Raw genomic sequence first — 13,851 nt, forward strand, 5'->3', positions numbered from 1 at the left:
CATAACACGTCTTCGCACGCCTCCAGAGTACGGATCACCGGCTCCGACTTTTCCCATTGCGCACGCGCGCTCGTACCTATCCTCTGATCCATGAATTGTCCCCCTAATTCTTTTTTTCAGAGCGTGGCTTGCTCTTTTCCAGCGAATCCAACAGATCAAAAACTAATTGAAAATTAGTATACCGTTGCAGCGAATGCATTCCTTTTTCAATGAAGCTCCAGGTCTCATCAATTGAACCGGCAACTGCAAACGGCTGGTTATGAAAAAAATAATAAAAATGTTGCGGATCTTCTCGGCATGCCTGTTCAAATGCACGGGATTGATTGATTTTTTCCTCAATCGTCATATTGCGTTTATGATGCATCACATGATCCAGATTACAAGAAAAATAGAGGAGAAAATAGTAGATTCCCGCCATGATTTCATCGGACGTTCGCATCGTGTGCAGCTCTGAGGCTTTGATTCGATTCCTTTTTTGAATATACTGCTGAATGCCCGAATTTGCCACCATAATTCCTGATTCTTGGTAGACCGGCGCGCGCCCAACCGATGCGTTCACCCTCACATCGTCCGCAGCAACAAATGTACCATCCGTATCGGTCACCTGAATGACTGCCGCGATCTCTTGTTTGCGGTATTTCGTTTCATGCATCATTTTGCGCACCTGGTCACCCACGCGTCCCTTCACATTTTTGCGTATGCCCGGTCGTGTAAACAGATCGCCATGGGTCACATGGATAGCGACCCTGTACTTGTCGGGAACATATCGGCGAATGGCCGCCAGCGCACGCTCATCAGAAACGCCTTCAACAAGAAAGACAAGGACTTTTTTAGGCATTGTTTTGTTCACCTGCCTCATCAAATGCCTCCATGATCTCGTAACGATCGGTCGGTTGATAAACCTCGTCGCCATCGTTCCCGAGCTGAATGGCACGAAGGTAGACATCACGGATGTTGCTGCTGTCGCGAATCCCTTTCAAGACAATGTAGCGATTTTCCGGATTAGCTGAAGTGAAGACAAGATTGTCCTTCTCAAGCACTTCCAACAGCCTGAGATTGTGCGAGGTAAACAGAAGCTGTCCTTTGCCGCTGTCCTTGAGAATTTTCACCAGTTCGCCAAGCAGAAATTCGTAAATACCGGCATCCAGTTCGTCGATCACGATACAGGCATTCATATCGTTGTACATCACGATCAATGAACTAAGTACAGCCACCAGTTTCTTGATACCGTCCGATTCACAGGAAATCGGAAGCAGGCGCCCTTCGCGCCGTGCGGCTAATTCGATGCGTACGCCCCTACCGCCGCCCTCCATGATCTGATCGCCAAGCTTTCTTACCTCCACGGTCAATCCGGGCACTATTTCTTTGAGAATTTTGCTAATCGCTTGAAACATCTGCGTCAGCAGCTCATAAGTCTTTCGGTCCACCTTTTTCGGATGATTGATCGGCAGTTCAATCACACCGTAGTCCTCTTTATTAGTGCTGCTATAGTGAATCGGAATCGACACATCGGCAAGCGACCTCCCTGAATCATGATTGCTGAGCACAAACAGCCGCGCAGCGAACACCTGCTTCAACGCCCGCACCAGTTGATAGGGCAATTCATCCAAAGTCTGCTCAAGCAAGCCAAAATTGTCCTTACGAAAAATGAATGAAGTATGCTGCTGTTGCGCCAAAACAGCACTCACTTTGTATGAAACGAAGCGATCATCTTTTCTTGATCGCATCTTTGACGCAACCGTATTAGGCGCCGCTTTTGTTTCCCGTCCTGCTTGCGTAAATGCAATTAAGGTCCTGTACCGCGCGCCCTTTACCAATTGCTTGTAACGAATTTCCTCATGGGTAACGGTCACCGGATCGCGCTGACGATCATTGGCCAAATTCACTGCATCATCGGCATCCAGATCACGTTTCGTCAGGGAAAAATCATAGACAACCTCATAGTGTTTGTTCGCCATTCCAATCAAGAAGGTAAAAAGAAAACGCGCCGTATCGCTGCGCTGATAGATCAACCGGTCAATGCCCGACTCAAGCGGCCCACCGTTCAGCAGCGTGCGCACCACTTGAAACGCCGAAACAATCGCCGTTTTGCCCGACCCGTTTTGCCCATACACACCCAGCACATCCGCACGTTTCAGCGAATGACTTTTCGAACAAGGAAAATACAGCTTACCTTGAACAACATTTTTGCAGTTCTGTAATTCAACACTCGAGACTCTGACGTTAACAGCCATATCCATACCCCTCACCTCATCAGACACATAGCATTATTATCTGAATCCACGGCGGTTTGTATACATTGGTTACTATTAGAACACGGAATATGGAGATGAAAAAAATGTCAATTGACTCACTTATGAAGAGTGCGACTTGTGCCGGATTTGTGAGACGTTTACGAGAAGAGATTTCAATCCACGCACTCACAAGGAGTGCGACGCTGATGAGACGGCTTTTGGCAGTGATAAAGCATTATTTCAATCAAACACTCAGGCGATAGATATCGTTTGCAATCTCAGATAAATTTACATTTCATGATACGTAAATTAAAACCTAGCGGCTACTGAACAAATTACTGCTACAGAAGGATTTACATTTCATGATACGTAGATTAAAACAATGCTTGAGCACCGATACCAAGTCCGATTGGACGAATTTACATTTCATGATACGTAGATTAAAACAATTCAAGATCTTGTGAATATTAGTATGCTAGACAGATTTACATTTCATGATACGTAGATTAAAACGTGAATGGCCAATAAAATTCGTAGCTTTGCTTCCTCAATTTACATTTCATGATACGTAGATTAAAACTACACGTTTACTATTTCGATGACGGAGAAAATCATATTTACATTTCATGATACGTAGATTAAAACCGAATGTGAACAGTCTTATATCAAGCTGAACGAAATTTACATTTCATGATACGTAGATTAAAACCATCGCCATTCATTAGTGCAGTTGCTCCGTCAAACAGATTTACATTTCATGATACGTAGATTAAAACTCCAACAGGTGCCGCACTACAAAAAGGAAAGATTATATTTACATTTCATGATACGTAGATTAAAACAGAACCCGTTTGCGTCCAAGTATCGCCGACGTCGTAATTTACATTTCATGATACGTAGATTAAAACATATCCTTTAGCTGTATCACGCGTGCAAGCTCTTTATTTACATTTCATGATACGTAGATTAAAACGCATCGGACAGCTTCAAAGGCGCGGACAGCCCGTGATTTACATTTCATGATACGTAGATTAAAACGAAATGGCATGTTACTGGCTATCACAATTATAAACATTTACATTTCATGATACGTAGATTAAAACAGACCCGTTTGAAATCCTTATATATCATACCTTAGTAGACCAATTTCTGTCGACCTAAACTTTAGTCACACCATTAGTCATGCTTTGATAATCGATAGTAATTAAAATTGCATCGAATTATTGTAGTACCAACAGTTTCTGAGTGTCTGTCGATCTACGGTTATTTTTACGTTACCTAAGGTCGACAGACAGATTTAGCTTTAAAAGAAATTTGACGTTTTATCATCCTCCATACCCCAAAAACTTTTTTCCAACCATTTCTCTTGCCTACTTGAAAAAACAACAACTGAATCTAAATCTGATCTAATAAATTGATTAAGTTCCAGTCTAAGCTGCTCTAATAAAGCAGGTGTTATTTCACCTTCGAATACAGATTTCTGGACATTGGTCAAATATTTTTTGCTCGTTTTAAATACATGACGCAATACCTTTGCACCGTTTCCTTCAGTTGAAATATCATAAACTAAAATAACATACATCGTTACCACCAAATTTTGAAACTTTCATATTTTTTATCACCAGTCATGTGTTTGATCAATTTATAACATTCTAATCGGATTAATCGTCGATAAGAAACCTTTCTTCTTAGCACACGATGAGTTATTGTTTCTTTCATTCGTTCATCAAAAACGCGTAGGATACGCTTTCTAGCCTTTTCATTCAAAAAATAATAATTAGATTCTTTTTTAAAATCTTTTTCCGTGATTTCGTGTTTATTGAGCATAGAAAAAATAATTCGATCGGCAATCAACGGTTTAAAAATTTCCGAGATGTCTAAGCAAAGTGAGAATCTTCTTGTACTTGCACTATGTAAATAACTGATTGTTGGATTGAGTTGTGTGACGTATATCTCCGATAAACAGCTACTGTAAATTAAAGCGTTCAGATAAGAGATTAGCGTGTTAATCATATTATCGGGTGGATGTTTGACGCGCTTTGTAAAATCAATTTGTTGATTAACAATGACATTCCATGCGTTATAGTAGTGTTTTCTAATATTTCCTTCAATTCCAAGTAATTCTTGAACATTTTTAGTTCGTTCTATCTCTTTCTGTAGTTTTTTCATTTCAATGATTTGTTTATTGACATCTTTCCCTCTTTGGCGATAGTATCGTAAATTGCGCATCATATTATAACAGCTGCCTTTTACGAACTCACGTGCTAGAATAATGCGTTTACTTAAATCAGAGTAATGTTCAACTTGGTTTACTAATAAATGCCCTGACACATTTGTCTCACGCGGACAGAAACTACCCGTATAAAAACCATAATAATTAAAAAAATGAACCGGTATACTTAATTGCCCAAGGTAATTGAGACATTTTGTATTAACATCGACTTCGCCGAGCAAAAAAATATCTCTTGTCATTTCTATCTTTAAATCTTTGAATTTTCCATTTGGGGCAGTTAAACGCACGACGTTGTCTTTCCTTTTCAAAACACCATTTGAAAAAAGATAATAGCTTTCTGGCATACACAATAGCACCTCCCGCCTCATATATAGCAATATTCAAAGTATGCACATTTTCTACAAATAGGCTGTTCAATAATGTCTGGCGCGGTTCTAAGTGTTATAATTTTCTCGATATCTTCTAAAGTACATTGAATAGTTGCTCGATCATTTTGAGTAAGTGCAACCTTCTGTCTTTTCCGGAGTTTAGGGTAGTCTAGGATCGCCTTTTTAATTTCTATACCGCGCTCTTGTAAAAAATATAAGTAATATTTTGCTTGCCATATTGACGCTTCTTCAATGGATCGGCTTTTTTTCACTTCATGAAGGATAGTCCAATCTTGTATAAAATCAACATTAACCGTACCGTCAATCATAATATGCTTTGTTTCACGCTCATAACTCGATTGATCGAGTAATCGTCCGAGAACAACATTTTCATCTGTATCTTCATAACGCAAATCATGTGCAAATAACCAAAGCTTACGACGACAAACAAAATAATAATAAAACATTGCACCAGTTACCCGCATTGATATGCCCCTTTTTAAAATGTAAAGTCATCAAAATTCGTTTCTGATTTTCGACCCGTTACTCCTTTGTCGTCATAAACGCAATCAAACAGCTCGTACCATTCATAATCATTTATTTTTTTTGGTGTGACAAATTGATTTTTCACTAAATAACCCGGTAGATCCACTGTGAAATCAGCAAATTTAATCCTTGCTTCAGTTTTTTCTTTTCGTAATTGTGCTTTCTCTGATTTATTTAATCCCCTTTGCGGTCTCTGTAGAGTATCAATATAGGCTTTTATTTCTTCTTGATTGGCGAGAAACACATCTTTAGGAATAACCGTTCGTGAGTTGATATTTCGAAAGAGGTGTTTGACCTTCTCTTTCGGTAACTCAAAATCATTATAACTTTGAACATATTTGATTGTTGATAAGATGTCTTTATAGTAGTCCGTTTTCTCTAGTACTTCTGTTGAATAAAGCATTTGGATAAGGTCAACTTTACGTTGCTCTGTTATTTTTCCGTCTATACTTTTTAATAAATCTTTGGATAAGCTAAAAATATCTTTATCTACAACATGACCAACACCACTACAGTACTTATTTCCACCGTCAAAGACATAACAATTATAAGAAACATCTAAGTTGCGCTTTCGATAGCAGCGTCCCATTCGCTGAAATAAGCCATTCAAATCTGTTAGTTCAGTAAATAAAAGGTCAAAATCAATGTCTAACGATGCTTCAACCACCTGTGTTGTGACCCAAATCCCATGACATTTATTTTCACGTTGACCAAAGTCAAATATTTGTTTTTCTTTCTCTTTTCGATCTTTTTTAATAAACTGACTATGTAATATATAAACTTCATCGCCATATTCTTCAGATAACACATCATACATTTGTTTGGCTTGCTTCACCGTATTACATATAACCAATATCTTATTATCGTGGTATTTCTGTTTGATTACGGGTGCGGTAATCTCTTCATGAATAACCTTTACACTATGACGGATTTGATTATTAACAAAGATTTTAGGCTTTTTAAATGTCACCTTTTGTTTTTCTAATAAATCCACAACGATGCCTGGTAAAGTCGCTGTAAGAATAGCAAATTTACCGCCAAATTTTGAAATCGTCGATAAACCGAGTATTAAATAAGCAAGCAGATCTGATGAATACATTTGAATTTCATCAATAATCACTCTTGAATAGGATAAAGTAGCAAGCTTGGGCTCAAATCCAGGATAACGATATACAAAATCAAATATCTGATCTAATGTACATATGGTCAATGGCAAGGATAGTTGTTTGGTTTTAGTCACATATTCCTCAATTTCTCCTTCAAGCTCTTCTTTTCGATTTAAATATTGACCATAGGTTTCACTATGTAGAAGACCCACCCTGTTTTCTTTATTTTCTTTTACGATGTTTTCGGTAATACGATAGTAAATGGCATTAATAGCAGCTTTTAAAGGTAAAGTAAAAAAGCCCTTGTTATTTCCCAGCCATAGCAAGCCTGCCTCTGTTTTTCCCATGCCTGTTTGAGCGATGACAATAACATTATGGTCTTGTTCCGCTTGCATATAAGTCTGCAAAACATTCCATTTATACCCCAACTGATTCATTGCATCATTTAAAAAATTGTTGATATGTTCAACCTCAACATGGGCACTAGCCGCGTAGTCCATTCTATTTAATAGACCTTTTAGCATAACGTAATCGATGAAAGAATCATAGTCTTTATTCGAATATGTTCTTTCATTTAAGCAAAAAAAGGCATCTGAAAAATCGGGATCAAAGAACAATGGATCATCTAATCGATTGTAATGAAAGCCATCTACTTCTCTTTCCATCTTTGCCATGGCTTCTCGCCAAACTTCTTCTTCAAAAGTAATGGGACGTTCATGATGATAAGCAATCGCTTGATAAACAATTTTGATTTGGTCTTCAGAGTACCCTTTATATTCCAACTTTTCATAATCAATAAACGCTAAACTCAAATATCCATGTGGGATTTCATTCCGAGATCGTTTCCCATTTAATTTATTTTGAAATAACGCATTCATTTTCCCTAGATCATGCACTAAACACACTAGTTTTAGAAGATACCAATCAACCTTAACATTGGGGTATAGTGATTTAAGTAAAGAAACATTTTTCAATAAATTTTCCGTATGTTCAATGATTGTCTCTTTTGGATCTGATTTAGCAAGATATTGATTCATCTTACACTTATCCTTTTCTTGAAATGAATAAAAAGAAGATATAAAATTTTTATCCCCTAGTCATTATTCAAACAATAAAAACAATATTTTGATCATTTTCATCATTATCAATATAGACCTGGCTTTTTCTTGGTGCGGATAGATATGTTGCATAGTACACTTCTTGCTTATTCCATTTACGAAAGACTTTAGGATTTTTTTTCGTTCCGTAATTCACTAGCTCATAGTTCCTAGTCAACAGATAGCGTGTACCTAAATCACTGATTCCCTGTTGACGGTTTTTAAAAAGAACGTTCCGATTCTCCACCCATTCTATAGGGACATAGGCTCCACAATTTTTTCCCAATCGTTTATCTTTTGATAACACCTGCTTTTCTACCTCAACAATTTTCACTTGTTTAATCACAGCGATATCTTCTCTGCGTCCAAGAGAGGGATACTCCCAAGGATGTAAAAAGGCATCATAAATTTCAGTGACGATGGATTGGTCTTTTGGAATAATATGTAGCACCAACTCGACATCAACTAACAATTCTGTAGTGGATACCCCTCTACTGATCCCATAATCCCCAACCTTCAGTTGATGGCGTTTAGCATCATATTTCATCCCATTCTTAAACTCATAGCGTGTCGCAAGATCATTCGTCTTTGAAAAGTATTTCCCTTGAATGCTCACTTTCATCTCATGATACGTATCATATTGACACAGATTATGAATCATCCCGATTACCGTTGAAAATGGAGGAAGTGGGTATGTTTCTTTCAATTGAAAACTCGTCGGTTTCTTATAATTAACTAGGTCTTGCCATAACTTCACTTTAATTGCTTTCATAATAATCAATAACCTTATCTTTTAGCGTTCTGAAAAAATCCGGAATAGATGCTACATCAAAAGATTCACGAATTTCACCATCATTAGAAAAAGTTCCTTTAACTAAGCCATAATAGGTGTTTTCCTTAATGCCATCATAAAGAACGTCCTTTATTTGCTCGACATTTAACCGGTTATTCTCCAGCTTAACAGTATTTTGGAATACAGGATTTTTCACGTCATAAACACCACCAACCACAAACAACGGTTTTAAATCCTCACGTCTCCCACGTATATCCCGATATAACAGCGAAATTGTATCTAGAAGTTTATTGACACGCCTTGCTTTCTCGTTGCTGGCTATTTCTACTTTACCGTCAATCCCAATTTGATCTAAATCCATGACCACTGTATAACAATAATAGGATCTGTGAATTTCGGATTGAGCTAAATTCATATTTGTTTCTAGACGATCAGCAAGTCCCTTATTCGTTAAAAAGTCCAGATCACCCTTAAACGTTTCTAACGAAATGGCATTAGATAAACGAACCTTAGCTGACCTTTTTTTACCGCCAGATCCCTTCTCTGTCTTAAGATAACCAAAAAAATCAATCTCTGGATATTTGTCGATCGTTGCTTCAGGTGCGAACTGAACTACCGTCTTATCTCCGCTTCCTTCCGCTGACACAGGTGTAGTGATTTCTCCAAGCTGTTCAATCATATTATACCGAAGTGCTTGACGTGAAATATAGGTATACTGATCGCCATTATTTCTTGACATTTTTTTCAAAGAAGCTACATTACCAATGGATTCACCATAATTTGCACTTTCTGCTTGAAAAATAATGGTCATCGTTAGCCCTTTTGGATTCATTTTGATTCACGTCCTTCTTCATTTTTATGATCAATAATTCCCGCTACAAAAGCATAACCAATAGTCTTAAATGTTTCGTCACTAGTGAAAACCTGAAGAAATAATTGAGGTACTTGCTGTTTGAGATAGGAATAACAACTTAATAGAACATCCATAAACATGTTTATATTGCTTGTTTTTAACGCATTAAGCAATTTATAACTGATTCCTGATAGTTTATTATCTGCCCCCTTATTCTTGTAGGCTTTTCGAAAGTAATAGCCGAATTGATTAGCTTTTCTCACTTCTTCTTTTACTAAACCTTCCATGTATCCAATCCCCCTTAAAAAGTTCGTGTTAATTTCCAATATCTGATTAACATGGCTGATGTTATAATACAAGTTTGGAACATTTGACAGCTTATAAACAATCAGTTTATGAATAGTCGTAAATAAATTCACCTTGTTAAATAGATGCTCCATAACCAATTCATAGAGGTTAAAATTCACATTTCCCTCTCTATAACCTGTATATAATAACCTATTAGTTGATTCCTTCGATTGTTTTAATACAGATAATGCTAATCGGGATAAAATGTTGAAATGATAACATTCATTTTCGTAACGCACAATTTGAATATCAGCAAGCTCATAATTTATTTTTCCAGTAAATTGCTCTTGCATAGCTTTTGTTAATGCATAGTATGTGTTCACAGAGCGAACGGCCGTATCATTTTGTTCTAGAGTATTCAACTTTATATTTTCATTGACTCGTAGTAAATTGATAACGGTTGTACTGTCATTAACAAATAAGCCCCTATTATAGACATACGTAAATCCAGCAGGAACACATGAATAAATCAGTCGGCAAAATGGACATATCCCAACATCATTCGTAAAATTCCATACGTGTGATGATTTTCGATTCGTATCGAAACCCGTTTGGTTAAGGAAACTCAAATCCATACTTAGATTTTTTACTGGTCGATCACAAACAAAACAATGATACTTTCTTTTTGGATCATCTACTTCAAAATACTCTTCTGTTGGAACAACAAAATGATTTTTGAAATCGACGTACATATCTTTTTCTTTGGTTTGTGGATTCAAAAAACAAACGCCATTCCACGCATTTTTGATTTGATTATAAATAATATTTTTCCCAGCTAAATATTTACGCCCCTCTTTACTTTTGCAACAAGTAATGATTTCTTTCAGTATTGGAAGTCTTTCTTTTACTTCATTTAAAATAAATTCCTTCTCATCTAAAAATGTTTCCGATTTTTTAGGAGTCGTAACCGGCTTTAATTTCTTTTCTAAAGCTAGTAGATCTGTTTCACTGTTCATTAGTTGATATGCAGCTTTATAACTATTGCTTTTAATATATTTTTTTACAGTATCTTTAATATACTTGTTTAACCGCTCAAGAGCCTGTTCATCAAATGTATCAAAGTTATTATCTTCATACCTTTGCATTTCAGATTCATAAGATATGATTTTATACCAAGGCAGTTGTTTTTTGTATGTATTGATGAAGTAGTCAAAATACTTGTCTTCAAAGTCTAAAAGCACGTCTTTTGAAAAAGAAATGGTGCTATTATCGACGATCGTCACATTATCTTTTCCAACGATATTCACAAATCCAACAACGCCTGCATTGTAAAGCCACTCGTTAAGCGTAACTTCTATGTTTGTCTCACCCATACTCGCACCACCTTAGACAATATCCAACATTCCAAATCCCAGTCCTCTATGACTTCCAAGACCTGTTTGGTAAAGATAATTTAATAAATAAGGCTTAGATTCTACACTAAATGTCCCTAAGGAACATGTAACATGCACATCGTATAGTTTAATAACCGTTTTTTTCATGGCTGCTGACTGTATTTTCATCTGCTCAATATCGGTCAATGGAACGTGAATTGAACTGTTCTTAAGCTGAAAAGATAGATTTCGTTTTAATATGTCTGACCAGGAATTGTCATCATGGATAAAATACCAATCTTTTTTTGTCTTTGGGTTATGATCTCTAGCAACTAGTGGAGACATTGTTTTAAAGATGACTCTTTTATCATAAATTTGTTTTTCTTTTTTAATAATGACATCTTTAATTATGATTGTATTATTTTTGGAGAATGGAACTGGTTTTTTCCGAAGATTGATAAAAGCGTTATAAACATTGATGCCAATTTCAAGATCACTAGTAGAAAAATTAATGATCAATTTTTTGTCTTTTATGATAATCGTTTCTTGGGTGAACTTAGGAGCAGGAATATAAGCACTGTATGCAAAGTCTTTTTGCTTATTACTCCCTAGTCCATATAGGGTATTGTAGAGTGAGTTGTTTGTATTAGACAAACCTAATTTTAACAAACTAAGTACCTTTCTTCTGTAATCTACCGGGATTTGTTCATTTTGTAAATCACATAAAATGCATAATCGCATCATCGTTCTCCTTTTGGCAATTTACTTTTTGTTTAATAATGAAGAACTAGTAAATTCAAACTATATTTCTACTAAATTATACCACAATTTCTCAATAACCATCAGCCTAAGATAGAGTTTAGGTTGAGTCAAGCAATTGTAGGCATAAATTTTTATGGCTAGTAAAGTAAGCGTATTTATTACTTTGGCCATCATGGACAAAGAACATAGCGAGCATTTCAACGCCTAGTAAAGTAAGCGTATTTATTACTTTGGGGGTTATCCTTGTTGCGTCTCCTATTTATAGGGATGCATATTGTAAATCATAACCACCCTTCAAAAGGGTGATTTGTTCTTTTCCACGTATGAGTATCTTTCAATCCCTCAATACCAGACTCATCATATTTACGCAGCCGATCTTTGACTGTACACCTAGAAACGCCACTATTCCGTGCTGCTTGTCCTAGCGATTCTCTCCCTTCCACAATATCTTTAACCGCCACCAGTTTTTCCTCCGCAGAAAGCCAGCCCTATTAGACATAAAATGATCCCCTTGAATCAACAGATTTGTAATATTTCATCTGTCAACTCAAAGGGGATCATATCACATCATATGGAGTTGTTATCCTCTATTAATTTTATCCCAACTCTCACTCCATCATCTCTGCCTCAATATACGATGTCTTCGAGGATTCTTGCATGCGCCAGTAAACGATCAGACTGATGAAGATGCAGCCGGCGACGTAAAAGAAGAACAGGGTTTCGATGCCGAGGCTCTTAAACCACAAGGCGACAAATTCAGCAGTACCACCGAAGATCGCTACCGTCAAGCCGTATGGGAGGCCAACGCCGAGTGCGCGGATTTCCGTTGGGAATAGTTCGGCCTTAACGATCGCATTGATTGACGTGTAGCCGGTAACGATGATCAAGCCAACCATCATCAGTAAGAATGCTGCTGTCACGCTGTGCGAGCTGTGCATAAGCATAAACAGAGGCACAGTCAAGACCGTACCGCTAATGCCAAAGAAGAACAGCAGCGGTTTGCGCCCAATATGGTCGGACAGAAGTCCGGCGAGCGGCTGCATGATCAGGAAGATGAGCAGCGCAACAAAGTTGATGATGCTGACAACCTCTTTATCAAGACCAACCGAGTTAATCATGAATTTCTGCAGGTAGGTGGTGTACGTATAGAAAGCGACGGTACCGCCAAGTGTCAAGCCGACAACGGTCAGGACAGCTCTCGGGTACTTCAGCAATGCCTTAAGGGTTCCGGCATCTTTTTTCGTCTTGCTTTTCGCCATATTCTTAAATTGTTCGGATTCGTCCATGGACAAGCGCAGCCACAGAACGATCAGTGCGCCAAGCGCTCCGATGATGAATGGAATTCGCCAGCCCCAAGCACGAAGCTGGGCATCATTAAGCCATAATTGCAGGATGATTTGAACGCCAAGAGCAACGAGCTGACCGCCGACAAGCGTCACATACTGGAAACTGGAATAGAAACCGCGGCGGCCTTTGTTCGCCATTTCAGACAGATAGGTCGCTGAGGTGCCGTATTCCCCGCCAAGAGACAATCCTTGGAAGAGCCGTGCAAGGATCAAAATAATCGGAGCGGCAATGCCAATCGTTTGATAGTTCGGCGTCGCGGCAATAATCAGTGAACCACTCGCCATAATCAGAATCGAAAGGGTTAAGGCCGCGCGACGACCATGTCGATCGGCATAACGCCCCATGATCAGACTCCCAATCGGCCGCATTAAGAAACCGATCGCGAATATGGCAGCCGTGTTCAGCAGTTGCGTGGTTGTATCACCGGATGGAAAGAAGTCCGTCGAAAAGTAGACAGCAAAAGCGGCATAGACATACCAGTCATACCACTCAATCATGTTTCCTAAAGAGCCTTTTAATATATTACTAGCAATATAACGCGACTGCTTGCGCTCTGCTTTTTTTGCATCAGTCACATGAACATCTCCTTTATTAAAAAGTTTTGCAGACAAGACCTATGTACCGGGCTGCAGAAGAAAATAAGGCACAAGTAGAAAGTTAATCCTATAAACTAATGTACATGACTTGTCCTGCTGAAGGAAAATAATCCGCTTAAGCGAACATCAGGCCCTTGTTAAACACCATGCCATGCCTATCAATCATTCTTATAAGTTATCAATATAATAACATACGGATCATATATTGACATCATTTCATGCCCATTTTGTAAAATTATTTTCATAATGTGCTGC

At 37.9% G+C, this 13,851-nt stretch carries 11 protein-coding genes, 1 pseudogene and 1 CRISPR repeat array; all 12 genes and pseudogenes read right to left on the reverse strand.

Features of this window, described 5'->3' with window-relative positions; genetic code table 11:
• Nucleotides 1-103: 103 nt before the first annotated feature.
• The 12 genes and pseudogenes from AA84_RS0114370 to AA84_RS0114425 all read right to left on the reverse strand — a co-directional run bounded on the left by AA84_RS0114370 (nucleotide 104) and on the right by AA84_RS0114425 (nucleotide 13,497).
• A complete protein-coding gene (locus AA84_RS0114370) occupies nucleotides 104-838 on the reverse strand; it encodes a hypothetical protein (RefSeq protein ID WP_128166356.1) in 735 nt (244 codons plus the stop codon).
• The gene (locus AA84_RS0114375) at nucleotides 831-2,234 is read right to left on the reverse strand and encodes an AAA family ATPase (protein ID WP_160168734.1); all 1,404 of its coding nucleotides are present in this window, start codon (nucleotides 2,232-2,234) and stop codon (nucleotides 831-833) included. Before AA84_RS0114375 ends, AA84_RS0114370 begins: the two co-directional genes overlap by 8 nt.
• Before the next feature lie 286 nt (nucleotides 2,235-2,520).
• Nucleotides 2,521-3,337: a CRISPR direct-repeat array (repeat unit 30 nt; unit sequence ATTTACATTTCATGATACGTAGATTAAAAC).
• Between the two features lie 200 nt (nucleotides 3,338-3,537).
• Nucleotides 3,538-3,816, reverse strand: coding sequence for a CRISPR-associated endonuclease Cas2 (gene cas2 / locus AA84_RS0114380; RefSeq protein WP_028977778.1), 279 nt, complete (start codon nucleotides 3,814-3,816; stop codon nucleotides 3,538-3,540).
• A gap of 2 nt (nucleotides 3,817-3,818) precedes the next feature.
• Complete coding sequence (gene cas1b, locus AA84_RS0114385) at nucleotides 3,819-4,811, reverse strand: type I-B CRISPR-associated endonuclease Cas1b (protein ID WP_028977779.1); 993 nt, start codon at nucleotides 4,809-4,811, stop codon at nucleotides 3,819-3,821.
• 20 nt (nucleotides 4,812-4,831) lie between these two features.
• Entirely contained in the window at nucleotides 4,832-5,320 is a 489-nt protein-coding gene (cas4, locus tag AA84_RS0114390) for a CRISPR-associated protein Cas4 (protein WP_028977780.1), read from the reverse strand.
• A gap of 14 nt (nucleotides 5,321-5,334) precedes the next feature.
• Nucleotides 5,335-7,524 (reverse strand): CRISPR-associated helicase/endonuclease Cas3, encoded by a 2,190-nt coding sequence (locus AA84_RS0114395; RefSeq protein ID WP_028977781.1) that lies wholly within the window; start codon nucleotides 7,522-7,524, stop codon nucleotides 5,335-5,337.
• A 67-nt stretch (nucleotides 7,525-7,591) separates the two neighbouring features.
• Entirely contained in the window at nucleotides 7,592-8,365 is a 774-nt protein-coding gene (gene cas5b, locus AA84_RS0114400; protein WP_201770058.1) for a type I-B CRISPR-associated protein Cas5b, read from the reverse strand.
• Nucleotides 8,343-9,209 (reverse strand): type I-B CRISPR-associated protein Cas7/Cst2/DevR, encoded by an 867-nt coding sequence (cas7i, locus tag AA84_RS0114405; RefSeq protein ID WP_028977783.1) that lies wholly within the window; start codon nucleotides 9,207-9,209, stop codon nucleotides 8,343-8,345. Before cas7i ends, cas5b begins: the two co-directional genes overlap by 23 nt.
• Nucleotides 9,206-10,891, reverse strand: a complete 1,686-nt coding sequence (gene cas8a1, locus AA84_RS0114410; RefSeq protein WP_028977784.1) for a type I-B CRISPR-associated protein Cas8b1/Cst1 — start codon at nucleotides 10,889-10,891, stop codon at nucleotides 9,206-9,208. The genes cas7i and cas8a1 overlap by 4 nt, the downstream gene beginning before the upstream one ends.
• A gap of 12 nt (nucleotides 10,892-10,903) precedes the next feature.
• Nucleotides 10,904-11,632 (reverse strand): CRISPR-associated endoribonuclease Cas6, encoded by a 729-nt coding sequence (cas6, locus tag AA84_RS0114415; protein WP_028977785.1) that lies wholly within the window; start codon nucleotides 11,630-11,632, stop codon nucleotides 10,904-10,906.
• A gap of 302 nt (nucleotides 11,633-11,934) precedes the next feature.
• Nucleotides 11,935-12,120, reverse strand: a pseudogene (locus tag AA84_RS0114420) (helix-turn-helix domain-containing protein); the annotation flags it as partial.
• 141 nt (nucleotides 12,121-12,261) lie between these two features.
• A complete protein-coding gene (locus AA84_RS0114425) occupies nucleotides 12,262-13,497 on the reverse strand; it encodes an MFS transporter (protein WP_223362578.1) in 1,236 nt (411 codons plus the stop codon).
• Nucleotides 13,498-13,851 lie beyond the last annotated feature (354 nt).

Source organism: Sporolactobacillus terrae DSM 11697, from assembly GCF_000648615.1.
GTDB lineage: Bacteria > Bacillota > Bacilli > Bacillales > Sporolactobacillaceae > Sporolactobacillus > Sporolactobacillus terrae.

Bases quoted from the DNA above. Each gene is read 5' to 3' on its own strand.
- cas8a1 (WP_028977784.1), bottom strand. From the start codon at position 10,891: ATGGGTGAGACAAACATAGAAGTTACGCTTAACGAGTGGCTTTACAAT.
- AA84_RS0114375 (WP_160168734.1), bottom strand. From the start codon at position 2,234: ATGGCTGTTAACGTCAGAGTCTCGAGTGTTGAATTACAGAACTGCAAA.
- cas6 (WP_028977785.1), bottom strand. From the start codon at position 11,632: ATGCGATTATGCATTTTATGTGATTTACAAAATGAACAAATCCCGGTA.
- cas4 (WP_028977780.1), bottom strand. From the start codon at position 5,320: ATGCGGGTAACTGGTGCAATGTTTTATTATTATTTTGTTTGTCGTCGT.
- cas1b (WP_028977779.1), bottom strand. From the start codon at position 4,811: ATGCCAGAAAGCTATTATCTTTTTTCAAATGGTGTTTTGAAAAGGAAA.
- cas7i (WP_028977783.1), bottom strand. From the start codon at position 9,209: ATGAATCCAAAAGGGCTAACGATGACCATTATTTTTCAAGCAGAAAGT.
- AA84_RS0114425 (WP_223362578.1), bottom strand. From the start codon at position 13,497: ATGATTGAGTGGTATGACTGGTATGTCTATGCCGCTTTTGCTGTCTAC.
- AA84_RS0114370 (WP_128166356.1), bottom strand. From the start codon at position 838: ATGCCTAAAAAAGTCCTTGTCTTTCTTGTTGAAGGCGTTTCTGATGAG.
- cas2 (WP_028977778.1), bottom strand. From the start codon at position 3,816: ATGTATGTTATTTTAGTTTATGATATTTCAACTGAAGGAAACGGTGCA.
- AA84_RS0114395 (WP_028977781.1), bottom strand. From the start codon at position 7,524: ATGAATCAATATCTTGCTAAATCAGATCCAAAAGAGACAATCATTGAA.